General features: G+C 57.4%; 21 protein-coding genes and 1 tRNA gene. 9 read left to right on the top strand and 13 right to left on the bottom strand.

What is annotated here, in order from left to right:
- Positions 1-149 precede the first annotated feature (149 nt).
- Positions 150-1163: a class I fructose-bisphosphate aldolase gene (locus NUW46_RS08700; RefSeq protein ID WP_222464292.1), complete on the top strand. Its 1014-nt coding sequence runs from the start codon at positions 150-152 to the stop codon at positions 1161-1163.
- 19 nt (positions 1164-1182) lie between these two features.
- Here NUW46_RS08700 and NUW46_RS08695 read toward each other — a convergent pair whose 3' ends face one another.
- The 8 genes from NUW46_RS08695 to NUW46_RS08660 form a co-directional block, all read right to left on the bottom strand.
- Positions 1183-2175, bottom strand: coding sequence for an MBL fold metallo-hydrolase (locus NUW46_RS08695; protein WP_418141861.1), 993 nt, complete (start codon positions 2173-2175; stop codon positions 1183-1185).
- A gap of 109 nt (positions 2176-2284) precedes the next feature.
- Positions 2285-3256 (bottom strand): tRNA dihydrouridine synthase, encoded by a 972-nt coding sequence (locus tag NUW46_RS08690; RefSeq protein WP_209397967.1) that lies wholly within the window; start codon positions 3254-3256, stop codon positions 2285-2287.
- A 137-nt stretch (positions 3257-3393) separates the two neighbouring features.
- Positions 3394-5568 carry a catalase/peroxidase HPI gene (gene katG, locus NUW46_RS08685; RefSeq protein ID WP_418141860.1) on the bottom strand — a complete coding sequence of 725 codons (2175 nt, stop codon included), beginning with the start codon at positions 5566-5568 and terminating at the stop codon, positions 3394-3396.
- 365 nt (positions 5569-5933) lie between these two features.
- Positions 5934-6152, bottom strand: a complete 219-nt coding sequence (locus NUW46_RS08680) for a DUF2835 domain-containing protein (protein WP_008172004.1) — start codon at positions 6150-6152, stop codon at positions 5934-5936.
- Positions 6153-6158: 6 nt separating this feature from the next.
- On the bottom strand, positions 6159-8051 hold the full coding sequence (gene htpG / locus NUW46_RS08675; protein WP_222464291.1) for a molecular chaperone HtpG: 1893 nt from the start codon (positions 8049-8051) through the stop codon (positions 6159-6161).
- 251 nt (positions 8052-8302) lie between these two features.
- Complete coding sequence (locus NUW46_RS08670; RefSeq protein ID WP_069184632.1) at positions 8303-8737, bottom strand: PaaI family thioesterase; 435 nt, start codon at positions 8735-8737, stop codon at positions 8303-8305.
- Positions 8734-9204, bottom strand: coding sequence for a PaaI family thioesterase (locus NUW46_RS08665; protein WP_069184631.1), 471 nt, complete (start codon positions 9202-9204; stop codon positions 8734-8736). Before NUW46_RS08665 ends, NUW46_RS08670 begins: the two co-directional genes overlap by 4 nt.
- Before the next feature lie 18 nt (positions 9205-9222).
- Positions 9223-9963: a DUF599 domain-containing protein gene (locus NUW46_RS08660; protein ID WP_069184630.1), complete on the bottom strand. Its 741-nt coding sequence runs from the start codon at positions 9961-9963 to the stop codon at positions 9223-9225.
- A 199-nt stretch (positions 9964-10162) separates the two neighbouring features.
- Here NUW46_RS08660 and NUW46_RS08655 point away from each other — a divergent pair, with 199 nt between their 5' ends.
- The 4 genes from NUW46_RS08655 (at position 10163) to NUW46_RS08640 (ending at position 14297) form a co-directional block, all read left to right on the top strand.
- Positions 10163-11440 (top strand): M48 family metalloprotease, encoded by a 1278-nt coding sequence (locus NUW46_RS08655; RefSeq protein ID WP_418141859.1) that lies wholly within the window; start codon positions 10163-10165, stop codon positions 11438-11440.
- A 173-nt stretch (positions 11441-11613) separates the two neighbouring features.
- Positions 11614-12159: a hypothetical protein gene (locus NUW46_RS08650; protein WP_418141858.1), complete on the top strand. Its 546-nt coding sequence runs from the start codon at positions 11614-11616 to the stop codon at positions 12157-12159.
- On the top strand, positions 12159-13346 hold the full coding sequence (locus NUW46_RS08645) for an iron-containing alcohol dehydrogenase (RefSeq protein ID WP_418141857.1): 1188 nt from the start codon (positions 12159-12161) through the stop codon (positions 13344-13346). Before NUW46_RS08650 ends, NUW46_RS08645 begins: the two co-directional genes overlap by 1 nt.
- 168 nt (positions 13347-13514) lie before the next feature.
- Positions 13515-14297: a substrate-binding periplasmic protein gene (locus NUW46_RS08640; RefSeq protein WP_069184626.1), complete on the top strand. Its 783-nt coding sequence runs from the start codon at positions 13515-13517 to the stop codon at positions 14295-14297.
- Between the two features lie 28 nt (positions 14298-14325).
- Here NUW46_RS08640 and NUW46_RS08635 read toward each other — a convergent pair whose 3' ends face one another.
- On the bottom strand, positions 14326-16812 hold the full coding sequence (locus NUW46_RS08635) for an ABC transporter permease (RefSeq protein ID WP_418141856.1): 2487 nt from the start codon (positions 16810-16812) through the stop codon (positions 14326-14328).
- On the bottom strand, positions 16812-17531 hold the full coding sequence (locus NUW46_RS08630) for an ABC transporter ATP-binding protein (RefSeq protein ID WP_069184679.1): 720 nt from the start codon (positions 17529-17531) through the stop codon (positions 16812-16814). The genes NUW46_RS08635 and NUW46_RS08630 overlap by 1 nt, the downstream gene beginning before the upstream one ends.
- A gap of 62 nt (positions 17532-17593) precedes the next feature.
- Here NUW46_RS08630 and NUW46_RS08625 point away from each other — a divergent pair, with 62 nt between their 5' ends.
- Positions 17594-18223, top strand: coding sequence for an arylesterase (locus tag NUW46_RS08625; RefSeq protein WP_418141855.1), 630 nt, complete (start codon positions 17594-17596; stop codon positions 18221-18223).
- 7 nt (positions 18224-18230) lie between these two features.
- Here NUW46_RS08625 and NUW46_RS08620 read toward each other — a convergent pair whose 3' ends face one another.
- On the bottom strand, positions 18231-19196 hold the full coding sequence (locus tag NUW46_RS08620) for a YheT family hydrolase (RefSeq protein WP_418141854.1): 966 nt from the start codon (positions 19194-19196) through the stop codon (positions 18231-18233).
- 72 nt (positions 19197-19268) lie between these two features.
- On the opposite strand from NUW46_RS08620, the gene NUW46_RS08615 reads away from it, so the two are divergent.
- A tRNA-Asn gene (locus NUW46_RS08615) sits at positions 19269-19344 on the top strand.
- Positions 19345-19400: 56 nt separating this feature from the next.
- Here the strand turns inward: NUW46_RS08615 and NUW46_RS08610 are convergent.
- A complete protein-coding gene (locus tag NUW46_RS08610) occupies positions 19401-20690 on the bottom strand; it encodes a M18 family aminopeptidase (protein ID WP_305966206.1) in 1290 nt (429 codons plus the stop codon).
- A gap of 120 nt (positions 20691-20810) precedes the next feature.
- Here NUW46_RS08610 and NUW46_RS08605 point away from each other — a divergent pair, with 120 nt between their 5' ends.
- The gene (locus NUW46_RS08605) at positions 20811-21299 is read left to right on the top strand and encodes a hypothetical protein (RefSeq protein ID WP_069184621.1); all 489 of its coding nucleotides are present in this window, start codon (positions 20811-20813) and stop codon (positions 21297-21299) included.
- 104 nt (positions 21300-21403) lie between these two features.
- A complete protein-coding gene (locus tag NUW46_RS08600) occupies positions 21404-22012 on the top strand; it encodes a porin family protein (RefSeq protein WP_418141853.1) in 609 nt (202 codons plus the stop codon).
- A gap of 55 nt (positions 22013-22067) precedes the next feature.
- On the opposite strand, the gene rlmKL is transcribed toward NUW46_RS08600, so the two are convergent.
- Positions 22068-24242 (bottom strand): bifunctional 23S rRNA (guanine(2069)-N(7))-methyltransferase RlmK/23S rRNA (guanine(2445)-N(2))-methyltransferase RlmL, encoded by a 2175-nt coding sequence (rlmKL, locus tag NUW46_RS08595; RefSeq protein ID WP_418141852.1) that lies wholly within the window; start codon positions 24240-24242, stop codon positions 22068-22070.
- Between the last annotated feature and the right edge of the window lie 315 nt (positions 24243-24557).

The raw sequence follows: 24557 nt of genomic DNA, 5'->3' as shown, positions 1-24557 counted from the left end.
CTTTTCCCTGTTGTTATTGTTGAAGCATAAATCACAGTGCAGGCTTCTGCCTTAGCCCAGATCAAATTCCACACACCTATTCAACGTCTACAATAAGGTAGCGGGCCGAACGACCAATCAGACCTTCAAGGATTAATCAGGAGCTCACTATGACCACTCAGGAAGAACTCAGCACGACCATCCGGGATCTGGTTCAGCCAGGCAAGGGAATCCTCGCGGCGGATGAAAGCCACCCCACCATTGCCAAGCGCTTCAAAGCCGTTGGCGTGGAGTCGAGCGAGGATATGCGGCGGGAATATCGGAGCCTCATTTTTTCGGCTTCCGGGCTCGGGGAATTCATCAGTGGGGTCATCCTGTTTGAAGAGACACTCGGCCAGCAGAGCCTTGATAATGTCCCCATGCCGAAGCTTCTGGCCAGCAAAGGCATAGTGCCAGGTATCAAGGTCGACAAGGGTAAAGGCCCTCTCGTGAATGCCCCCGGTGATGAAATCACCTTTGGTCTGGATGGCCTGGACGACCGCCTGGAAATCTACAAGAACCAGGGGGCACGGTTTGCCAAGTGGCGGGATGTGTTCCACATCTCAGACACCCTGCCCTCGCGGCAGGCGATCGAGGCGAATGCCGAGGTTCTCGCCCGTTACGCGGCTATCTGCCAGTCCCTGGGTATTGTGCCTATCGTCGAGCCGGAAGTGCTGATTGATGGCAATCACAGCATTGATCGCTGCGCGGAAGTGAGCGAAGCGGTCATTCGCGAGGTTTTCCGAGCCCTTTACCGGCATAAAGTTCAGCTGGAACAGATGATCCTGAAGCCCAGCATGGTGACACCGGGCAAGGAGAATCCAAAGGCCTCGCCTGAAGAAGTGGCGACAGCAACACTTGCTGTCTTTCGAAGAGCGGTACCGGCTGCGGTTCCGGGCATCTTCTTCCTGTCGGGCGGGCAAACTCCTGAAGAGGCCACTATCAACCTGAATGCCATGAACAGCATGGGGCCTCAGCCCTGGGAGCTCAGCTTTTCCTATGGACGTGCGCTTCAGGAGCCGGCCCAGAAAGCCTGGGCCGGTAATCTGGAGAATGGCCCCGAAGCCCAGGCGGCGATACTCAAGCGCGCTCGCCTGAACGGCGCGGCGCGCTCAGGCAACTACCAGCCGGAGATGGAGAACTGATCGGCTGCCGCGTTGATCATCAATTACAGCCGGAAATACAGCTTGCCATGCTGTTGAACGCCATGATGCGGCCACTGAGCGGAACATGGACCGGCACGTTCACGGAATCCCGGAACAACGCCGTGCGCGTGCCGTCCTGAACCTTGCCGCCAGAGGTGGCCGGCTCGTTGGCATGGGAGGCAATGACGGCCTTCGGTTGCACCAGATCGTTGATCACATAGGCGGCCTGCTTGGGTCCGGTGGTGAACGTATCTCCTATGTTCATCACCGCAAGCCCCGCACCATAGTGATCTCTCACAACCAGCTGCTGCTCAGCGGTAATACCGGTATCACCTGACAGGTAAACGACCAGGCCATTCGAAAACTTCAACACGTAGCCCGTTGGTGGTCCAACACTGGCACCCACACCGGCAGCTGCCAGGTATTCCGCCAATGGACCGGCCAGGAAGGAAGGCGAAACGCCGTTGCTGTGAACCGCAGGCACCGTGGTGATCGCCACTCCGCCAACCTCACGTTCGCCCCCAAAACGCACCAGCATGGAGTTGGCGGGATCACCGCCAGCGTCCTTGAGCTTGGCGGCAAAAAAGGCAGGCATTTCACTGCCTGTCACGATCTTTGCGTTGTGTTTCACTGCAATATCGACGGTGTTGGATTGTGGCAGCGTTGAAACACCGGTGTCCGGGGACCCGCAGGTGCCCTGGTTTGTCTTGCTGATTCGTTGGTCACCCACGTGGTCTCCATGCATATGGGAAACCAGCACAATGTCGATCTTGCCCAGACGTGGATCGTCTGGCCCGGCGACGGTTCGGCCGGCATCGTAGAGAATCCGGGTGCCGTTCGGATCTTCAAACACCAACGCCCGGTCACGGCCACAGAATTCACCATCGTGGCTACCCAAGGGGGTAACCTTCACCACATTGTCATCAGCTGCGGCGGGCAAGGCCGCAACCAGAAGCATACAGGCAATCACTCCGGCACTCGCCAGGGCGTAACGGAATAGTCCTGGAAACATGTTGATCGTCCTCCCAGTCGCTTTTTTGTTCGTAACAGTTTAGATACGAGCAAAAACACCGTTGATACCAGTGTCAACGGAGGAAATTCCAACTTGGGAAGGATCGAGGTCAGGCTGCGCGCGTGTCTGTCAGGATAACCGGCTGCTCTAGGCATGCCATCATGGGCGCCACCTGACGAATTTTTCGAGCCTCTGGCCAGAGCGCTTCTGCCTCGGCAAAACCCTGTCGGAGAAAATTGAGCCACTGTTTGATGCGACCGGTCACATAGCGGTCCTCAAGCCAGCCCTGGAGAACGGTCGCGTACTCGCGAACCAGCGCCACGGCCTCCGTCCAGGTCATATCAGCCACGGTTTCACCCTGCTGGCTGGCCTTGATCTGGCGGGCGAGGTCTGGCCGCGCGATCAGGCCACGGCCAATCATCACGTCATCGCAGCCGGACACCTCACGGCATCGCCAGTAATCCGCGACCGTCCAGATCTCGCCGTTGGCAATGATGTGGGTTTTTACCGCCTCCCTTGCCCGGGCGATTTCCTCCCAGTAGGCCGGCGGTTTGTAGCCGTCCACTTTGCTGCGGGCATGGATAACAATCTCTTCGGCACCGGCGGATTCCAGCGCCTGGGCACAGGCCACGCCCATGGAACGGTCGTCGTAGCCCAGCCGCATCTTGGCGGTAACGGGCACATGGCCAGGCACAGCCTGACGAACAGCAGCCACAATTTCGTGCATGAGCTCCGGTTCCCGCATCAACACGCAGCCGCCCTTGTGTTTATTCACGGTTTTGGCGGGGCAGCCAAAGTTGATGTCCACCTGAGTAGCGCCAAGTTCCGCAGCCCGCACGCCATGGCGTGCCATCTGATGAGGGTCTGAACCCAATAGCTGAACGGCAACGGGGGTACCTACTTGAGTGAGTGACCGGTTGTGTAGCTCGGGGGCGTATTTGTAGAACACTCTCGGAGGCAGCATGCCATGGGTCACGCGAACGAATTCGGTTACGCACCGATCTATCCCGCCAACCTTGGTCAGGGTTTCGCGGATGGGTGCGTCGACCAGCCCTTCCATCGGGGCAAGGATGATTCGCATGAAGGCTCCAGAGGTTTGATCAAAAGGGGTAAAGGTTATGGCTGATCAAAAATCAGACGGAGCGGATTGTAGGGAATTTGGCGGGAAGTTGGTAGCCGGGCATTCCGCAATGGAATGCCCGGCTGGTTACGGCTGGTTTACTTTTTGACGTCGAAGCGATCGGCGTTCATGACCTTGGTCCAGGCGGCGACGAAGTCGTTCACGAACTTCTCTTCGTTGTCGTCCTGGGCGTACACCTCTGCGTAGGCACGCAGGATGGAGTTGGAGCCGAACACGAGATCAACACGGGTCGCGGTGAACTTGGTATCACCAGTCTTGCGATCCACGATGTTATACGAGTTCTTGCCAGTAGGCTCCCAACGGTTTGCCATGTCGGTCAGATTCACGAAGAAGTCATTGGTCAGTTGGCCAACGCGATCTGTGAATACGCCGTGCTTGGTGCCACCATAGTTGGTCCCGAGCACCCGCATGCCGCCAAGAAGAACGGTCATTTCAGGCGCGGTCAGACCCATCAGTTGGGCACGGTCCAGAAGCATTTCTTCAGGCTTGACCACGTAATCCTTCTTCTGCCAGTTGCGGAAGCCATCAGCCAGGGGCTCCATCGGTTCGAAGGATTCTGCGTCCGTCATCTCGTCGGTCGCATCGCCACGACCCTTGAGGAAGGGAACGTGCACGTCATGGCCGGCAGCTTTGGCTGCCATCTCGATGCCCAGGTTACCACCCAACACGATCACGTCAGCGATGCTGGCGCCGGTGTCGGCCGAAATCTGTTCATACACCTTGAGCACCTTGTCCAGACGGTCGGGCTCATTGCCCTGCCAGTCCTTCTGGGGAGCCAGGCGAATCCGGGCACCGTTGGCACCACCACGCATATCAGATCCGCGGAACGTGCGGGCGCTGTCCCAGGCGGTGCAGACCAGCTCGTTCAGGCTCAGACCCGCTGCGGCGATTTTTTCCTTCACCACCTCTTCGATGTAGTTGGTCTCGCCCTGGGGCACCGGATCCTGCCAGATCAGGTCTGCATCCGGCACACCCGGACCAATGTAACGGGACTTCGGCCCCATATCGCGGTGCGTCAGCTTGAACCAGGCACGGGCAAAGCAATCCTTGAAGTAATCCGGATCGGCCATGAACTTCTCGCAGATCGCACGGTACTTCGGGTCCACCTTCATGGCCATATCCGCATCAGTCATCATCGGCTTGCGACGGACAGATGGGTCGGTCGGGTCGACCGGCATGTGCTCTTCTTTGATGTCGATCGGCTCCCACTGGTTCGCACCAGCCGGGCTCTTGGTCAGCTGCCACTCGTAGCCGAACAACAGATCGAAATAGCCCATGTCGAACTTGGTCGGGTTCGTCGTCCAGGCGCCTTCGATACCGGAGGTGACGGCATTGGTCGCCTTGCCGCCGAGATTCGGGTTCATCCAGCCGAAGCCCTGGGTTTCGACGTCTGCACCTTCCGGCTCTGGTCCAAGGGCATCGGCATCACCATTACCGTGCGCCTTACCAACCGTGTGGCCGCCCGCGGTCAACGCTGCAGTCTCTTCATCATTCATCGCCATGCGGGCAAAGGTCGTTCTTACCTGCTCGGCGGTCTTCTGGGGATCCGGTTGACCATTGACGCCCTCCGGGTTCACATAGATCAGACCCATCTGCACGGCGGCCAGAGGGTTTTCCATGGTGTCAGGCTTGTTCACGTCCTCATAACGGCTGTCCGACGGTGCCAGCCACTCTTTTTCCGCACCCCAGTAGATGTCTTTCTCCGGGTGCCAGATGTCCTCCCGGCCGTAGGAGAAACCAAACGTCTTCAGGCCAAACGATTCATAGGCAACGTTACCGGCCAGGATAAACAGGTCGGCCCAGCTCACCTTGTTGCCGTACTTTTTCTTCAGCGGCCACAGCAGACGGCGGGCCTTGTCGAGGTTGCCGTTGTCGGGCCAGGAGTTCAGAGGAGCAAATCGCTGGTTACCGGTACCCGCACCACCGCGGCCATCGGCCAGTCGATAGGTACCGGCCGCGTGCCACGCCAGACGAATCATCAGACCACCGTAATGACCCCAATCAGCCGGCCACCATTCCTGACTGTTGGTCATCAACTCGTGCATGTCTTTTTCAAGAGCTTCGTGGTCGAGTTTCCTGACCTCTTCCCGGTAGTCGAAATCTTCACCGAGGGGATTGGTTTTGCGGTCGTGCTGATGAAGGATGTCCAGATTGAGGTTCTCAGGCCACCAGCCGGCTACGTCGGCCTTCTCCTGGGTATTCGAGCCATGCATTACGGGGCACTTTCCACCCGCACTGTTGTTGTCGGTCATTTCTCTCTCCTCATTGGGGTTGGCAAAACGACACTGCTTTGATTCAGGCACCTCTAACTATAGGACACAACAAACAATCTGCTCTGAGTATTTCTTATGTCCCGGATAGCGTGTGCCTATAGGGTTTCCCGCACGCCATGCGGGTTCATTCCATTACTGGGCACAAGCGTAATCACTTGAATAACTCGCCAGGATGTCTAGAAAGTCCGGCCAGGCGATTGAACGACTGATTGACACTGCATTGGACATGGATCTGCTCCTGCCTAACGAGAACACAACCACCTTAGCGCGAGGTCGATCGCCCAATACAATTAATTAAAAATAAATTTGTGAAAGCTTTTATTTATGAATGAAGTGCTGGCTGACTAGAGCCGCTCAATGGAAGAGAACTTGCCGGCATCGTCAAAAACGATGCGGAAACTGCCGCGAATTCCATCGCGGAGGTAGAAACGGGAGAGAATACGGGCCGGGAAGCGGACGGAGCGTCCGTCCCGGGCCGTGGTGTGAACATCGGTGGCAACGCCCTGATAAAGCTTGATCCACTCATCAGGGCTGATGCTGATATCCACTATAATCTGCTGCATCGGCTATCAGTTGGCCAATTCAAGCAACAGACGGTTCAGGCGGGTAACGTAGGCACCCGGGTCCGGGAGCTGCTCACCGCTTGCCAGGGTGGCCTGGTCCAGCAGGACTGCAGAGAGCTCGTTGAACCGCTCTTCGCCCTTCTCGCTCTCAAGGCGCTGAACCAGAGGGTGGTCCACGTTAATCTCGAAGATCGGCTTGCTTTCCGGTACTTTCTGGCCGGCGGCCTCCATGATCTTCTTCATCTGCGCACCCATGTCAAAATCACCCACAACCAGGCAGGCCGGTGAGTCGGTCAGACGGTTGGTTACACGCACTTCCTGAACCCGGTCGTTCAGAGCATTTTTGATGCGCTCAAGCAGATCCTTGTGCTCTTCGGCCGCCTCTTCCTTGTGCTTCTTGTCTTCCTCGGTCTCGACTTCGCCCAAGTCCAGATCGCCACGAGCGACGTCCTGGAACTGTTTGCCGTCGTACTCGCTGAGGTAGCCCATCATCCACTCGTCGATGCGATCGGTAAGGATCAGAACCTCAATGCCCTTCTTGCGGAATACTTCCAGGTGCGGGCTGCTCTTGGCCGCGGTGAAGTTGTCGGCGGTAATGTAATAGAGCTTCTTCTGCCCCTCTTTCATACGGCTGATGTAGTCATCGAGAGAGACATTCTGTGTGCTCTCGCCCGTGTGGGTAGAGGCAAAGCGCAGCAGGCCGGCAATCTTCTCGCGGTTGCTGAAATCTTCCGCCGGGCCTTCCTTCAATACAGTGCCGAACTCACCCCAGAACTTCTGGTACTGCTCCGGATCCTTCTTGGCCAGCTTGGACAGCATGTCCAGAACCCGCTTGGTCAGCGCAGTACGAATGCTTTCCACGGTGCTGTCGTTCTGCAGGATCTCGCGCGAAACGTTCAGGGAAAGGTCGTTCGAGTCAATCACACCCTTGGCAAAACGCAGGTACAGCGGCAGGAACTGCTCGGCGTCATCCATGATGAACACGCGCTGCACATACAGCTTCAGGCCGCGGGGCGCTTCCCGGTTGTAAAGATCAAAAGGCGCTCGGGCCGGGATATACAGCAGGCTGGTGTAGTCCAGCTTGCCTTCCACCTTGTTATGGGACCAGGTCAGCGGGTCTTCAAAATCGTGGGCGATGTGCTTGTAGAACTCCTTGTACTCCTCGTCCTTGATTTCGGTACGCGGAAGGGTCCAGAGCGCGGTCGCATCGTTGACGGTTTCGTACTCGTCTTTCTTCTCGCCTTCATCGGACTCGGCCTTCATGACCACCGGAAAAGAAATATGGTCGGAGTACTTCTTCACCAGGCTGCGCAGTTTCCAGCCGTTGGCAAACTCCTTGGCGTCCGATTTCAGGTGCAGCACGATCTGGGTACCACGGTTTTCCCGATTGACTTGCTCAATGGAAAACTCACCGTCGCCCTTGGACTCCCAGTGCACGCCCTCTTCTACCGGAGCACCGGCGCGGCGGGTAAACACATCCACCTTGTCGGCCACGATAAACGCCGAATAGAAACCGACACCAAACTGGCCGATCAGCTTGCTGTCCTTCTTTTCATCACCAGACAACTGCTGCAGGAATTCGGCGGTGCCGGAACGGGCAATGGTACCCAGGTTCTGGATGACGTCGTCACGGGTCATGCCGATACCGTTATCGGTCAGAGTGACAGTATTCGCCTCTTCATCGAAATCCAGGCGAATCTTCAGCTCGGGATCCCCCTCGTAAAGGCCGTCATCTTTCAGGGCTGCGAAACGCAGTTTGTCCTCGGCATCTGAAGCGTTGGAAATCAGCTCACGAAGGAAGATTTCCTTGTTGGAGTACAACGAGTGAATCATCAGGTGAAGCAGCTGCTTCACTTCGGTCTGGAATCCAAGCGTCTCTTTATTGGCTTCAACCGTCATGGCGTTTATGTCTCCTGATACAAATAAGCGGGCAACAAACAGGGGCGCCCGAGTTACCTCATAGTATGGAGAGTGAGCGCGGAGGCCGTTCCGAAACCGTGCGGAGCCATGGATGGCGGAGCCGAGCGTACATGGACGTATTCACAGCGTGTTTCGGAACGGCCTCCGTGCTCGCTCTTGCACAAAATTCTCAGTCTGAGCAAAAAGTGGGGGCGCACCGGGGCATTTCAAGCCCCGGGTTCCGAGCAGGATCAGTCTTCGAGAAGGAAATGCGCCCTGGCAGTGGCAATGGGTTGCGAGCGGGATTTCTGCCAGGCGCTGACCATCACATTGGCAACGCGGTTGCCCTGGCGGGTCAGGCGGCATTCGGCATAGGTTTCGCGGTTGAGACCGGCACGGAGGTAATCCAGGGAAAAGTCGACGATGCGGGGCATACGCAGGCTTTCCTGGGACATGATCAGGTAGATGTTGGCGGACATCTCCATGAAACCACCGATCACACCGCCATGAATGGCCGGCAGGATCGGGTTCCCGAGGTTGGAGTCTTTACAGGGCAGACGGAAAATCAGGTCGTCACCGAAGCGCTCGCACTGCAGACCGATCCAGGTGGCGTAGGGAATGCTGTTCAGCATCCGGCTGAAGTCACCGGTCTCCTGGGTGTAACGCAGGATTTCAGGATCGGTCATTCTTCACCTCCGGTAATCAGGTCCCGGTAGTGTTTCGGGCTGGCATCCTTGCCAATCCGCATGAAGGTGGCCACGCAGTTGGCAATGGTTTCACCGCCCTCCTGGTAAGCCTCGCACCGGGTAAAAATGATGTTACGGGTTACCCGGTAGGTTTCGGCCCTTGCGTAGACCGGCTTCCTGGGATGTGCCGGGCGCATGTAGTCGACACGCAGGTCGAGCGTTGGGCAAAGCTCAAAATCGTCCAGTGCGCAAAGGATCACACAGCCTGAGGTGGTATCCATGAGGGTAGTAATGGCGCCGCCATGAATCACACCGGTGTCCGGGTTACCGATGATCCGGTCGCTGTATGGAAGGCACAGTGTCAGGCTGCCCTTTTTGGCTTCGGTAACGGTAAGCCCCAGCTCTTTGGCCTGGTTGAGTGTGTCGATAAAACGGGTAACCCGTTTCCGTCGGATGTCATCGTTCATTCAGATTCAACCTGTGGATCAGCTTTTGGGTTTTGCGCTGCTTTCCGCCTTGCCGGGCAGCGGCTCTTCGAACACCTTACCTGCTCTCAACGCCTCCAGTGCCGTAGAACAGAATTCCCGGCGGTAGAGTACGATGACCACCAGGGTGGACGCCGCCATGAAAACGATCGGATGGATAAACCAGCCTACCACGGCAAGCGCGTAATAGTAGGATCGAAGACCCAGGTTGAACGCGTCGCCTGCAAGGTTGCAGATGTTGCCGGCACTGCGGGCGAAGGCTTCCCGTCCTGCCGGGCTGGTTTTGGTATCGTCCGGTGGCGGGGCACTGCCTACCATCACCGAGACAAAATTGTACATCCGCATGGACCAGGTGAATTTGAAGAAGGCATAGATAAACACCACTAGCAGCACCACCATGCGCAGCTCCCAGATTTCCCGGGTCGGCAAGGTGCCGAATGGCATGGTGCTGAACACTTCCATCACTTCCTGGGTGTACCCAAGGGCAGTGATGATACCCGCGAGAATCAGCAGGCAACTGGAGGCGAAAAAGGCGCCGTTTCGCTCCAGGTTACCAACCACCGACGCATCGGCAATCCGGTTTTCCCGGCGCAACATGACGCGCATCCAGTCTTCCCGATAAAGGTCGAGCGTGTTGGAGAGACAGGGACGGTCGGCGGCGCGGCGTTTGGAGTACTCGGTATAACCCAGCCAACAAACCAGGAACCAGAGCAAAGCGATTAATTCGAGAAGATTACCCATTGGCTGCCCTAGATTTGAAAATGGCGAAACAGAGCGGGAACAGGGGCTTATGATACGCCATGGACCTGTTCGCCACCACCGCTCGAGGCGGTGCGGTAATCCACCCACAACCAATCATGTGCTATAAACTGGCCATTCAGGAATCGGGTAAAGATTTACGACGAAGCCCGACATAGATTCATCGAAAAGGGAGCTCATCTTGAACCTGTCTGCTATCAAAACCAGCCTCGCTATCGTTGCCCTGGCGGTATTGCTGAGTGGTTGCTCGGTTAATCCGGTTACCGGCGAAAAGCAGCTTTCGCTGATCGGCGAGAGCCAGGAACTCGCCATGGGCGCGGAGCAATACGAGCCCACACAGCAAACCCAGGGCGGCCGGTTTTACATCGACCCCGAGCTGAATCTGTACGTGAGCGAGGTCGGCCAGAAGCTGGCGCAGGTCAGCGATCGTCCCGATCTGCCCTACGAATTCGTGGTTCTTAACAGCAGCGTGCCCAACGCCTGGGCCTTGCCCGGGGGCAAGATCGCCATCAATCGCGGCCTTCTGACAGAACTCGAGGACGAGGCTCAGCTTGCTTCGGTTCTTGGCCACGAGATTGTTCACGCTGCGGCCAGACACAGTGTTCAGCGGATGCAACAGGGCATGCTGATCAGTGCCGGTGTTGCTGGCCTCGGCTTTGCGCTTTCGGATAACGAATGGGCCGGGCTGATCATGGGTGGTGCCGCATTGGGGGCCCAACTCGCGCTGGCGCAATACAGCCAGGGAGATGAACTGGAATCTGATCATTACGGCATTCTTTACATGAAACAGGCAGGCTACGACCCGCAGGCGGCTGTCGAGCTTCAGGAGCTCTTTCTGAAACTCTCTGAGGGCCGTCAGTCCAGCTTCATTGATGGTCTGTTTGCGACCCATCCACCCTCGGCAAAGAGGGTGCAGGAAAACCGCGAACTGGTTCAGAGGATCGGTGCCGGCGGCTATCGGGGAGAGGATGTCTATGAACGCAAGATGGCCAAGCTCCGTTCGCTGCAACCCGCGTACGAGGCCCACGACAAGGCCATGGAGCTTGCTTCCAAGGGTGAAATGAAACCTGCCCTGGACAAAGTAAACGAAGCGATTCGCCTGCTTCCGCGGGAGGCCATGTTCTACGCGCTGCGCGGTAGAATCTATCAGGAGCAGAAGGAAGCCGAGAAAGCCGCTGCCGACTTCGAGAAGGCCGTGGAGCTCTATCCCGAAATGTTTAAATACCGCCTTTACAGCGGCCTGAATGCCCTGAGACTCAATAATCTGGACAAGGCCAGGGAAAACCTCATCAAAGCCAATGAAACCGTTCCCACATCCATCGCCTTCCTGCGACTCGGCGATGTCGCGGTAAAACAGAATAATCGAAATGAAGCCATTGCCTATTACAGCAAGGCCGCCGAAGCCGGTGGTGACGTGGCTGAAGAGGCCAAACGTAAACTGGCGGCACTCACGCAATAATTGCCGCCGGAAACGTTGGATTTAGAAGGCCGGAGTCCCGAGGGGTTCCGGCCTTTTTATTGCCCGGGATCAAGATTGCCGGTCTGACGCACATCTTCTGTCAACGCCTCCATTGACTTTTAGAGCAATAACTCTAAAAATCAGATCACATCAACAATGATTGGATGACGGACATGTTAGCGAAACGTATCCAGCCCATGGTCTTCCAGGCGCGCCGCTTGTATGTGGAACTGATGTTTCAGGTAATGGGGCGGGCACTGCAGGCTGTGAGTGAAGTGGACGAAAAGGTTCAGAATGAAGCCAGGGCCCTGCCGGATGGCTTTCTGTTTGAAATGATGGTGATGCCGAACGGCTCAAAGCTGATCGTGGAGCACACCGGCCAGGGGCGATTCCGCTACCACGGTGACCAGGCGCCCCGCCCCGTCGACCTGTCAATTCAGTTCAAGCACATTGCCCATGCGTTTCTGGTGCTGTCTTTCCAGGAGAAAACCTCCGTGGCATTCGCCAATGACCGCATGCTGGTCGATGGCGACATCAGCTATGCGGTGCGCATGACCCGGGTGCTGAACCGGCTTGAGTCATTCATTCTGCCAAAACTGATCGCCGAGCGGGCCGTGAAGGAGTACCCGGCCGATCTGCACCTGCCGGAAAAACTGATCAGTGCTGCGCGCATTTACCTGAAAGTTGCCACCAATTTTGTCGAGACAGCGAGAGCGTGATGACCACTAAATATTATGAGTTCTTCTGCCCGGTGAAAGTCATTGCCGGCAAGGCCGCACTTGAACACATTCCCTATGAGCTCACAGGCATGGCTGCGAGACGGCCGATGATCGTAACCGACAAGGGCGTACGGGCTGCCGGTCTGCTGGAACCCGTCATCGCCGCTTGTGAGGAAAGCGGGCTGGAAATCACGTCTATCTATGATGATGTTCCGCCAGACTCCTCCACCACCGTGGTGCGTGATATCGCCGGCATTTACCGTCAGGAAAAGTGCGACTCCATTATCGCCGTCGGCGGCGGTTCGGCGATTGATACCGGCAAGGCCGTCAATATTCTGGTTTCCGAGGGTGGTGACGATATCGCGAAGTACAGCGGTGCCGGCGTGCTCAAGCATCCGCTGAAGCCCTTTTTCGTTGTGCCCACAACGGCCGGTACCGGTTCGGAAGTCACCTCCGTTGCCGTGATCACCGATGAAACCAAGGGCGTCAAGCTGCCCTTCACGTCATCGTTCCTGCTGCCTAACGCGGCGATCATTGATCCGCGCATGACACTTACCCTGCCGCCGCACATTACCGCGGCAACGGCGATGGACGCCATGACCCATGCCACGGAAGCCTTTACCTGCATGGCCAAGAACCCATTGAGCGACGCCTACGCCACCGCGGCGATCAAAAAGATCAGCCACTCCCTGCTCAATGTAATGGACAACCCAAAAGACAGCGACGGCCGGTTGGAGCTGGCCCAGGCGTCGACCATGGCCGGCATTGCCTTTTCAAATTCCATGGTGGGCCTGGTGCACGCATTGGGACACGCAACCGGCGCTATCTGTCACCTGCCCCACGGTCTGTGTATGAGTCTTTACCTGCCCTATGTGCTGGAGTACAACCTGGAAACCATCCGGGATCCTCTGGGCGACTTGTTGCTGTATCTGGAAGGCCCGGAAGTGTTCGCAGCAACGCCTGCAAGCCGCCGGGCAGAGGCCAGTATTTCCGCCATTCGCAAACTTCGGGATGCCCTTTACAAGCGGTGCCAATTGCCACGTACACTGAAGGAAACCGGCAAGGTAACCGAGGATCAACTGGATCACATCGCCGAAATGGCGCTGGATGATGGCTCCATCATGTTCAACCCTAAGGAAGTGACACTGAAGGACGCCCGCGCGGTTCTGCGACGCGCCTGGGCATAACCGGAAAGCCGGGGCCGCACGCGGCCCCGGCTTCAGCATTTTTCTTAAGATAGAAATCACATCATTGAAAAGGACTGAGCAAAAGAGGACAATTAGCCACTTCTGGCAGGGATGATAGCCGGGTTCATTTTTCACCTACAGCATCGTTTCGTAGAGAGCCCCCTCCGCATGCAAAACCGAGTGTCCTGCCTCACCTCTGCCATTCTCGGCATCCTGCTGGTTGGTCTGACAATACCTTCTTTTTCCGTATCCGCGTCCGAGGAAGTGTCCGGGGAAGAGCGTGTATTCCGTTTCAACATCTCTCCCAACGGCTATCCCCCCTATCTGATCGTTGATCAGAACCAACCCTCGGGAATCATGTGGGATGTCGTGTCCGTGGTTGCCAAACGCCTTGGCTACAGGGTTATTGCGGAAAGGATTCCGCGAAAGCGGGTTGATCAGATGCTGCTTGAGGGTTACATCGACGGCACGCCAAGGGCCCGGGAGTGGGCAGATAATCCGGAGCAGTTCCTGTTTACTGACCCTGTGGTGGACATCGAAGAGGTATTTTTTGCACCAGCTCAATCGGACTTCTCGTACGAGAGCCCTGACGATCTGGTTTCAAAAACCATTGTTACTCACCTCGGGTACCGGTATCCGCTGCTCGAGCCTTACTTCGAAGAGGGCCGAGTTCGCCGTTTCGATGTTTCCAGGGACAAGGACATGTTCACGTTCGTGCTGCACGGCGACCGATTCGACGCGGCTGTCGCTGATCGGCTGGTCGGAAAATGGATCCTGCGGAACGAGGGCCTCAGGCAGCACTTCGACATAACCAGCAAGGGCATCAGCAATTATGGCTTCCGGCTGATGTTGCGTAAGGACTGGCATTCCTTCGCCAATCAATTCAATGCCGAACTGGCGGAGATGAGAGAGAACGGCGAGCTTGACGCCATTCTCGCCAACTACCGATAATCGCTGCCGCCGCTCTACCCCGGGCGCCTTACTCCAGGCGCCTTAGCAGAAGCATGGGCGACACGCTAAGAACCGGCCGGAGTTGCCATCGGCCAAACAGGGCCAGAACCAGGGCGCTAACCAGCGGGATAGGCAGCACCACATGCCAGTGCCATTGGAACGTGCCCTCGAACATCCGGAACTGCAGTGCCCAGACCGCCGCCTCGGCGGCAACCACGCCCAATAAACCTGCAAAGCCTCCCAGCAACGCGAACTCGAGCATAGTGCTGCGCACTAACAGTTTCTGCCTGCCGCCCAGAGTTCGTAGCAAGGCCCCTTCCCTTTGCCGGTCCTGGAGCGTCGCACTGACCACCGCTGCCATAACCACAAGCGCTGCGGCAAGAATCAGCGCCAGGATGGCTTCAATCGCCTGTGTTACCTGGCGGACAATCTCCTGGATTCGCTCGATCACGTGGTCAATTTCCAGTACCGAAACGGTCGGGAACTGGCGCGAAAACTCGTTCAATGCATCCTTGCTGTCCTTGGGAAGATAAAAGCTGGTTATCCAGGTTGCAGGCATGTCTGTCAGGCCGCCCTCCGGCGGGAAGGCCATGTAGAAATTGGGTTTCATGCTGTCCCACTGAACCGTGCGGATACTGGTGACAGCTTCCGTTACCTTCTCGGAACCGATGGTAAAGGTCAGTTTGTCGCCCAATGACAGGCCGAGTTGTGCAGCCAGTTCGGCTTCCACCGAGACGCCGTTTTTCTGGTTCTCACGGAACCAGGTGCCCTCCACTACCTCGTTATCTTCCGGTAAAGCCGACATCCAGGTGAGGTTCAGTTCACGGTTGAGGGCATTTACATTCTCATCCTTACTGACCGTTTCCTTGACCGGCTGTCCATTGAGCTCGGTCAGACGACCGCGAACCATGGGGTAGAGTTTATCCAGGGGCTGGCCACGCTCTTGCCAGAACGCATCAACGTCCTCAACCGCGTCCGGCGCGATATTGATCAGAAAGTGATTGGGCGCGTCATCGGGCAACTGGGCCTGCCAGTCCGACAGTAATGAAGTCCGCACCAGTATCAGCGTGGCCGCAAGCATCAACGTCATCGCAAACACGGCAATCTGAGACAGACTGGCCCTGCGATGCCGGTAGAGGCCCACCAATGCCAGGCGCCAGGCGTTGCCGCCGCCACGAACCTTACGCAGTGTGGCCACCAGCAGCCATCCAACCAGGCCAAGGGCGCCAAGCAGCAGGGCAAGGCCACCGAGCAGGGAGACAACAAGGGCCAGTTCGCCGGCATACATCCAGACCAGTCCGAACACCGCTACAATGGCGATCAGGATATCGGGCAAGGCCTCACGACCTGTTTCACCAGGTTGGCTTCGCAGTACGCGCATAGCCGGCACATTCCTAAGCCGACGCACCGGCGGATAGGCGAAGGCAAACAGAGAAACAAGAGCTGTCAGAAGCGCGGGCACCAGGGCGGAAGGGTCGAGCTGGAAGTCCACCGGGCGCTCCAGTACCTCGCTCAGCATGCGAGTCAGCAACCAGTAAAGCGGCATGGCCACCAGCAGGCCACCGACGATGCCGGTAACGCCCCAGAGTGCCAGACGCCTGAGATACAAGCCGCCAATACCAGCGCCGCTCAGACCGAGGGTCTTCAGTAATGCGACGGTATCGCGTTGAGACAGGGCGTATTGCCGGCTTGCAACAGCAACCGCCACAGCGGCAAGCAGAACCGCAAGGCTGCCGCCGAGCAGCAGGAATCGCTCGGCACGCTCAAGGGAGCGGGAGAAGGTTTCACCATCGCGAACGCCCTCCCATTCATGGCTGGGCTCCATGCGGGGTTCCAGCCATTGATAGTAAGACTCCAGCGAGGCTTCATCACCGGCAAACAGATAAACATACTCAACCCGGCTGCCCTCCTGAATCACCCCGGTGGCTGAGACATCATCCACATGCATCATTACCCGTGGCGCCAGCGCGGAGAGCCGGAAACCACCGTCGGGCTCGCGAATGAGGAGACCTGAGACGGTCAGGTTCAGGTTCCCGACTTCCAGGGGCTCTCCGATTTCCAGATCCAGCAGTCTGAGCAGGCGCGGGTTGATCCAGACCTCTCCTGGCCCGGGCCCCTGACTGACCAGCTCCCTGGGCCCCGTTGGGTCCCGCTGTATTTCGATATCCCCTCGGAGCGGATATTCGTTGCTGACGGCTTTCACCGACACCAGCTGGAAATTATCAGCGCCCAAAACCATGGTGGAGAATTCCACCATTCGACCGGTTGCCAGCCCCTGATCAGTCGCTTCCTCCAGCCATGAATCGGGAATGGGTCGACCATTTTCCGCTTCCAGCTGCCGATCCGCCGCCAGGAACGAACTGGCTGAGGAAACCAGGGTGCGTTGCAGCTGGCTGGCAAACAGAGCGATGGTAGCAACCGTGGCAACGGCAATGATCAGGGCGGCAAGAACGACACGAACATCCCGTTCCCGCCAATCCCGGCGGACCGACATGAGCTTGTTTGCAGCCGCCATCAGTGTGCCATCTCCTGAGCCGCGCTCGGTTCGGTAAGAACGCCGGCTTCAATGTGGAACTGCCGATTGCAGCGCGCCGCCAGGTGTTCGTCGTGGGTAACCATTACCAGCGTTGTGCCCTGTTCCCGGTTGAGTGCCATGAGCAGATCGGAGACTGCCTGGCCGGTGCGGTTGTCCAGGTTGCCGGTCGGCTCATCAGCAAACAGTATCAGCGGTTCAGAAGCGAACGCCCGCGCAATCGCTACCCGCTGCTGCTCACCGCCCGACAGCTGTCTTGGAGTGTGGGTCAGACGTTCGCCCAGGCCCACCCGTTCCAGTAGTTCACGTGCTCTTTTTTCAGGAGCGCTCATACCCGCCAGCTCCAGGGGCAACATAACGTTCTCGAGCGCGGTGAGCGCAGGTAAAAGCTGGAAGGACTGGAACACGAACCCAACCCGGTGGGCCCGAAGCTTTGCCCGCTCGTCTTCGCTGAGCTTGCTGATCACCGACCCATCCAGCTCAACCGTTCCCTCAGTCGGCGTATCGAGGCCGGCTAACAGACCCAGGAGTGTGGTTTTTCCAGACCCGGAGCGCCCGACAATGGCTACGGACTCTCCCCGATTGATTTCAAGAGTGACCCCTTGCAAGATCGTGAGCGTATCGGTTTCAACACTGACGCGGTGAGTCAGGTTATTTACCCGTAACATTGGGCTCTGGCTATCCGGGTTAATATTGGTCATCTGGTTCACGGAGTCTCCCGATCCTGGGTCCTGAAAACGACTTAAAGGTGTATTGGTTGTCTATGCATACGGCATTGGTGTACGTCAGATCAATTCTTTTTCTTGTAGCTACCCTGATGGCGCTGCCAGTGGCGGCGAGCCAGAACACGCTTCTGATTGTCGGAGACAGCCTCAGTGCCGCCTATGGCGTCCCCTCCGAAACTGCCTGGGTGCAGTTGTTACGTGAGCGCCTGGAAGACAAGGGACTAACGGAATGGGAAGTGGTCAATGCCAGCATCAGCGGAGAGACCACCGATGGCGGCGCTCGTCGTCTGCCCGAACTGCTTGAGGAGAACGAGCCCGAAGTTGTGATCATCGAATTGGGGGGCAACGACGGCCTTCGCGGCTTTCCGCCCAATGTTATCGAATCCAATCTCGCCTCCATGATCGAAAAGGTCCAGGGTTCGGGGGCGCGTGCCGTGCTGGTGGGCATGCAGATACCTCCCAACTACGGACAGCGGTACACAGAAATGTTCGCCGAAATCTACCCGAAGCTGTCAGACCGTTACGACACCGCTCTGGTTCCCTTCTTCCTGGACGGCATCTACAACCAGGACGGACTGATGCAGGACGATGGTATTCATCCTACCGAGGAAGCCCAGGCCAAACTGCTGGACAACGTCTGGCCGGTCATCAAACCGATCCTTCAGTAACCCCGACTCAGTGCAACCCCCGAAGAAACGCCAAGGCCCGGCGCTCTGACCAGTAGAACCCGTCCCTGGCATGCTCGACAAACCCCACATGACCGCCCCAGCGGGGAGCCTCAAGGCGCACATGGGCGCCGAGCTGTCGCCGGGACTCCGGAAAGCATTGCGGCGACAGGAACGGATCATCGGCGGCATTGACCATCAGCGCCGGCACCCTCACATCTCGCATTCGCCCCAGTGCCGAGCACTGTGCCCAGTAATCCCGGGCATTGCGGAAACCGTGCAGTGGTGCCGTGTAGCGATCATCAAACTCATGAAAACTGCGGATCGCGTCAAACCCGGAAACATCGATCAGGTCCGGGAACTTTTCTGCCTTCTCCTGCATTTTCAGCTTCAGATCCCGAAGAAAGCGCTGCATGTAGATCTTTCGGCTGGGCAGTGCCAGCATATCGGCGCTGCCGGCCAGGTCGCAGGGAACCGAGTAGGCAACGGCGCCGCAGATCCGGCTATCGACTCCCTCACCCTGTTCGCCCAGATAAAGCAGCGTCAGATTGCCCCCCATGCTAAACCCGGAAAGGAACAGGGTGTTGTAGTTACCCGACAAACCGTGATTGACCACCAGGCCGAGATCCTCGGTGGCGCCGCTATGATAGAACCTGGGTTGCCGATTCATAACGCCGCCGCAGGAGCGGAAGTTCCACGCCAGAACATCCCATCCCTCACGCAGCAAGGCTCGGGTTAAACCGAGCACGTAGGGACGCCGGCTATGCCCCTCCAACCCGTGGGACACAATCGCCAAACGGTCGCTGCCCTGCCGGTACCAGTCCAGGTGCAGTTCGTCGTCATCCGGCGTCGCAATCACTTCCGGCTCGGGATCCACCAAGGGTACTTTGCGAAACAGCGTGGGCCAGACCGACTGGACGTGACCGTTGCGTAGCCACGGTGGTGGACGATAGTGAAGAGTCCTGCTTTCGTACAATTTTTAGCCTTTCATATCAGGGGGTTGACCCCGTAAATCAAAGCGCTTAATATGCGCGCCACTTGAAGCTGTTCCCCGATAGCTCAGTTGGTAGAGCAACGGACTGTTAATCCGTTTGTCGCTGGTTCGAGCCCAGCTCGGGGAGCCACTTATTTCGAAATGCCGCTGCTTCTGATGAATCAGCGGCATTTTTCGTTTCCCGCCCTAGAAAATCTGTTCGCGCTGCATGAATTCGGTCAGCACGCGGAACAGCGTGAAGCCATCCTCGGTTCCGATCAGTTCCCGAATAGAGTGCATACCGAACTGCGGTACACCAATGTCCAGCGTGGTCACTCCCAGATTACCCGCCGTGAGCGGCCCGATGGTACTGCCACAGCCCATGTCACTTCGAACCACGAACGTCTGGTGTGGCAAACCCAGCTCGTCACTGATGTGGCGGTATACGGCCGCCGAGCGACTGTTGGTGGCGTAACGCTGGTTGTGGTTGACCTTGATCACCGGCCCCTGGTTGAGAATGGGCCCGTGATTTTCGTCGTGTTTATCCATGTAATTGGGGTGAATGCCGTGGGCATTGTCCGCCGACACCATCATCGAACGGGCAATGGCCCGAGCCTTGCCGGAGCCGGCCCAACGATCCAGCACCGCCGTGAGGAACGGCCCCTGGGCGCCTTCGGCCGACATACTGCCAACCTCTTCGTGATCATTGCAGACCAACAGAGCGGCCTCATCACCGGAAGCTTTCAGCAAGGACTGAAGGCCGATGTAACAACTCAGCAGGTTGTCCAGCCGAGCGGAAGCGATGAAATCATCGCGCAAACCGACAAACGACGCCTCACGGGCATCGTAAAAGCTCAGCTCGTAGCCCAGAACCTTGCGAACACTGAGTCCGGATTCGGTTCTGACCTGTTGTGACAGCAAATCGACAAAGCTGGTCGTGTCACTTTCCGGAACCTGCATCACAACCGGTGGCAGATCGGTCTGGGGATTAACCGTCCGATTGCTGTTGGCTTCGCGGTCGAGGTGGATGGCCAGACTGGGGATAAACGCGATGGGTTTGCGAAAATCCACCAGCGTATCCCGCACCTTGCCGTCCTCGTCCAGCACCGTAACCCGACCGGCCAGAGAAAGGTCCCGATCAAACCAGGGGTTGAGCAGAACACCGCCGTAGACCTCGACCCCCAGCTGGAAAAAACCCTTGCGGCGAAGCTCAGGTGTGGGCTTGACCTTCAGGCAGGGGCTATCGGTATGGGCACCCACCATACGGATCCCCGAGGTGGCAACGTCTTTGCTGCCGGTGCGGAAGGCAACGATCGAAGAGCCGTTACGGATAACGAAATAGCCCTGGTTGTTGGCCAGTGACCAGTCTTCCCGCTCATCCAGTTCCTGGAACCCGGCCGCACTGAGCCGTTGCTTCATGGTGTCAACTGCGTGCCAGGGTGTGGGAGAGGTGTTCAGAAACTTCAATAAATCTTTGTTAAATTCAGCGTGTTCCATGATGTCCCTGATTAAAAGATAATTGCGCCATCAGTATGGCATGAAGCCGTAAAGCCTCATACTGGTCAACGGACATTCCCTATAACCGGGTCACAAATTAACCAGCACCGGGAGCCCAACGTGCCTGCACCGAGATTTCTCGACATTGAATACTGCCAGACCGACGACGCGCTTTTCCCAACCGCTATGGCCTGGTCGCTGGAAGACGGCCGGATGAAAACCGTGGTGATCGCCCCTTCCGATGACTGGCTCCCCGAAGACGGTGACCTCGGTGATATCGACCTGCTCTACCTGGAAGAACAGGGCGTGCCCCTCATCGAACTGGCCCGGGAACTGCACCAGGACCTGCCAGACCAGACCGTATTCGTAGACGGCCTTGATCCGGACGAGATTCTGGTGGACCTGATCTTCACGGCAGTAGGACAGGAAGCCCCGTTTGAGATCGCACCCATCAGTGAGCTTATTACCGGCCTCGACAGCGAAACCCTGGAAGATCGTCGTCGCCAGTTGCTGTTCGAGGAAAGCCTGGAACCTCAACTGCCCGAAAATGGCGTATATGCCCTGCTGCTAATGGCTCGGGAAGAAGGCCTGTTCGACGAAGACCTTTGACGGTGCAGAACAGACACGGGGAAGTGTGACACGGGTCGACGTAACAAACGGTTACACAAGGCAGAATCAGCCCGTATTCGCCCACGTCAGGAAGCCCGATAACAATGAACAAGGTTGTGCGAACGCCCCTTATCTGCCCACTTGTCCCTGCCCTGCTTCTCGCCTCCCAGGCTGTTCTGGCCCAGGAGACCCCTCGAGCAGACAAACACTACATCGGTCTGCTGGCAACCACTTACAACCACCGCACCATCGGTGAAAACACCAAGGAGACGGCCTGGGGCACTGGCGGAACACTGGTGATGGGTGGTCATATCACCGACCTGTTCCACGCCGAGTTGCGGGCGGGCGGTGGCTTTAAAGACGCTGAAGTCCCGAATAGTGACCTCACACTGAGCGTTGACTACTACGCCAGCTGGTATATCGGCCTGCACTATCCGATTACCGACTACGCCAACCTCTACGGACAGTTTGGCTTTTCCTATATCCATGGCGAGGGGGAGATTAGCGACCCGGCGAATGACCGCAACAACCCCTTTCTGGACCTCGAAGGCGAATTTCCAGACAGCGGCTTCAGCGTCAGCTGGATTGCCGGCCTCGACTTCGAAGTAATGGACGACACCTTCCTGGTGTTCGAGGGAGGAAAGCTCTTCGAAGACACCGCTACGGATGTGAATACCTTCCAGTTCTCCGGCGGCCTGCGCTACGAGTTCTAGAATACAGGTCGGATTACGCTTCGCTAATCCGACCTACCGTTCTATTCGTTTTCCTTTATGCCTTGTGGCGGATGTGCCAGCACCGGTGGATCCGGGCATTGCGCTGGAAATCCCTGTCCAGGGTATCCCGGGTAACTTCGGAAACCTCGAACTCGCTTTCCAGCGCCTCGTCCAGCTTGAATCGCCGGAAATTATTCGAAAAGATCAGCAATCCATCAGAGCTCAGCCGCGCCATGGCCTGCCTAACCAGCGTGGGATGATCCTTCTGGATATCCAGAACGCCGGCCATTCGGGCGGAGTTCGAAAATGTGGGCGGATCCATGAAGATCAGATCAAACCGTTGGTCCGCCGTTTTTCGGTCCGCAAGCCAGGCCAGGCAATCCGCCTGCTCTACCCGATGCTTCCGGGGATCCGCGCCGTTCAGGGCCAGATTCTCCTCGGCCCATCCGACATAGGTTTTTGACATATCCAGACTGAGAGACCGGCTGGCACCTCCTACCACGGCATGCACCGTGGCCGCCCCGGTATAGCAAAACAGGTTCAGGAAGCGCTGGTTGGCAGCGTGTTGCTGAATCCAGTGCCGCACCGGCCGATGATCCAGAAACAGACCGGTGTCCAGGTAATCCTTCAGGTTCACCTTCAGCACACAGCCATGTTCGTGAACCTTGAAAAACTCGCCACTGGCAGCCTGCTTTTCATACTGGCTGGTGCCCGTCTGGCGCTGGCGCTGCTTGCACACCATGTCTTCCCGGTCAACGCCGAGCGCTTCGGGAATCACTGCAAGAGCTTCGGCCAGACGTTCACGGGCGGAACGTTCGTCCACCGATTTCGGGGCGGCGTACTCCTGAACGTGAACCCGGCCCTCATAGATATCGATTGCCAGGGCGAACTCCGGCATGTCGGCATCGTAAAGACGATAGCAACCAATGCCCTGCTTTCTCGCCCACTGGCCAATGGTCTTCATATTCTTCTTGAGCCGGTTACGAAGCATGGCCGCACGTTCCTCGTTGGCAATACGAGGCGTAATCTCACCGGGGATATCGGGGCCCCGAGGGGTCATGGCGCTGGCGTCATTGATTTCGAACAACAGCAACTGAGCGGGCAGTTTGCCGTTGAAAAGCCGGTATTGCTTGTAGCTTCGCAAACCGATGGACTTGCCGTATTCCGGGGCACCGGTAAACACACCAAGCCGCCAGCCGGGTACGCTGCGTTTCACTGCAGCGCCCAGGGCCTGGTACAGGACGCCCAGTTCCCTGCGCTCACTCAAGCGCTCACCGTATGGCGGATTGGTCAACACCAACCCATGTTTAGACCAGTCGCCCTCCGGTTCCAGGGCCTCAACCGATCGAGCCTCAACGTGGACAATACTCTCAAGCCCGGCCCGCTGGATATTCTTCCAGGCCGTCGCAATGACCCGACTGTCCTGGTCAAAGCCTACCAACCTGGGAATTCGTTTCTGTTTACCCTCATGGGCGCGACGTTCTGCTTCCTGGCGCAAGGACAACCAGAGCTCCGGCTGATGGCCCGGCCATTTCTCGAAACCAAACCGCTCCTGTTTGCGCCCGGGCGCCATATCCAGCGCCATCATCGCGGCTTCAATAACAAGCGTGCCGGACCCACACATCGGGTCCAGAAAATCGCCGCCGGTCGAGGCAATCTCTGGCCAGCCCGCACGCATCAGTAATGCCGCCGCCAGGTTTTCTTTGAGTGGTGCTATGCCTTTATCTGTCCGGTAGCCGCGCATATGGAGGCTATGGCCGCTTAGGTCGACTCCCAGTGACAGGCGCCCCCGATTCAGTCGAGCGGAGATAATGACATCGGGATTCTTGGCATCCACGGAAGGCCTCGGGCCTCCATTGGCCTGGAACCGGTCAACAATGCCGTCTTTTACCCGCTGTGCTCCGTATTGCGTATTCCGGATTGCCTCGTTCTGACCGAGAAAAGTGACCCGGAAGCTTCCATTCACCGGGATATGCTGCTGCCAGTCCATGTGCACAACACCGTCATAAAGCTCGTCGCCACTGTTGGCATTCACTTCGTCGACATGGAGGATCACCCGGTTGGCCAGGCGCGACCAGAGGCACGCGCGGTAGCCACCTTCCAGAGAACCTTCTACCCAGACTCCCGCCGGCGCGTTGCGCACGGTGTCCAGGCCAAAAGTGCTGAGCTCGTCCGCCAGAAGGTATTCCACCCCCTTCGGGCAGGTTACGAAAAATACAGATTTGGACAAGTTCAACTCCTGGTGTATCAGCGGCGACTGGTAAGTTTCCGGAATACTGGCTGTTCCGAAATTGGTGGTGATTTTTTAGTTCACATAACTATAAAAAAAGCGTCACATAGATGAAATAATTAGTGTACATCCGCGCAAGGTTCGACTTACCTTGTAATTGACGCGTCGTTCCGGAAGGTAACAAACCTTCCGTTAACAGGATCCTGACTGCTCTGGCTTGAGCTGACAATAGTGGGTTATCCCGGAGCGGGTAACAGTTGTCGCAGCCACTGCAGGTGTGTACACGCTTGTTCTGTTAATCCATCAGTGAGGAAC

Source organism: Marinobacter sp. MA (assembly GCF_048298425.1).
Lineage (GTDB): Bacteria > Pseudomonadota > Gammaproteobacteria > Pseudomonadales > Oleiphilaceae > Marinobacter > Marinobacter salsuginis.
This window is presented reverse-complemented; position numbering and strand designations above follow the sequence as displayed.

Excerpts from the sequence above, each read along its gene's own strand:
- NUW46_RS08700 (WP_222464292.1), top strand. The coding sequence starts at position 150 with ATGACCACTCAGGAAGAACTCAGCACGACCATCCGGGATCTGGTTCAG.
- NUW46_RS08695 (WP_418141861.1), bottom strand. The coding sequence starts at position 2,175 with ATGTTTCCAGGACTATTCCGTTACGCCCTGGCGAGTGCCGGAGTGATT.
- NUW46_RS08690 (WP_209397967.1), bottom strand. The coding sequence starts at position 3,256 with ATGCGAATCATCCTTGCCCCGATGGAAGGGCTGGTCGACGCACCCATC.
- katG (WP_418141860.1), bottom strand. The coding sequence starts at position 5,568 with ATGACCGACAACAACAGTGCGGGTGGAAAGTGCCCCGTAATGCATGGC.
- NUW46_RS08680 (WP_008172004.1), bottom strand. The coding sequence starts at position 6,152 with ATGCAGCAGATTATAGTGGATATCAGCATCAGCCCTGATGAGTGGATC.
- htpG (WP_222464291.1), bottom strand. The coding sequence starts at position 8,051 with ATGACGGTTGAAGCCAATAAAGAGACGCTTGGATTCCAGACCGAAGTG.
- NUW46_RS08670 (WP_069184632.1), bottom strand. The coding sequence starts at position 8,737 with ATGACCGATCCTGAAATCCTGCGTTACACCCAGGAGACCGGTGACTTC.
- NUW46_RS08665 (WP_069184631.1), bottom strand. The coding sequence starts at position 9,204 with ATGAACGATGACATCCGACGGAAACGGGTTACCCGTTTTATCGACACA.
- NUW46_RS08660 (WP_069184630.1), bottom strand. The coding sequence starts at position 9,963 with ATGGGTAATCTTCTCGAATTAATCGCTTTGCTCTGGTTCCTGGTTTGT.
- NUW46_RS08650 (WP_418141858.1), top strand. The coding sequence starts at position 11,614 with ATGTTAGCGAAACGTATCCAGCCCATGGTCTTCCAGGCGCGCCGCTTG.
- NUW46_RS08645 (WP_418141857.1), top strand. The coding sequence starts at position 12,159 with ATGACCACTAAATATTATGAGTTCTTCTGCCCGGTGAAAGTCATTGCC.
- NUW46_RS08640 (WP_069184626.1), top strand. The coding sequence starts at position 13,515 with ATGCAAAACCGAGTGTCCTGCCTCACCTCTGCCATTCTCGGCATCCTG.
- NUW46_RS08635 (WP_418141856.1), bottom strand. The coding sequence starts at position 16,812 with ATGGCGGCTGCAAACAAGCTCATGTCGGTCCGCCGGGATTGGCGGGAA.
- NUW46_RS08630 (WP_069184679.1), bottom strand. The coding sequence starts at position 17,531 with ATGACCAATATTAACCCGGATAGCCAGAGCCCAATGTTACGGGTAAAT.
- NUW46_RS08625 (WP_418141855.1), top strand. The coding sequence starts at position 17,594 with ATGCATACGGCATTGGTGTACGTCAGATCAATTCTTTTTCTTGTAGCT.
- NUW46_RS08610 (WP_305966206.1), bottom strand. The coding sequence starts at position 20,690 with ATGGAACACGCTGAATTTAACAAAGATTTATTGAAGTTTCTGAACACC.
- NUW46_RS08600 (WP_418141853.1), top strand. The coding sequence starts at position 21,404 with ATGAACAAGGTTGTGCGAACGCCCCTTATCTGCCCACTTGTCCCTGCC.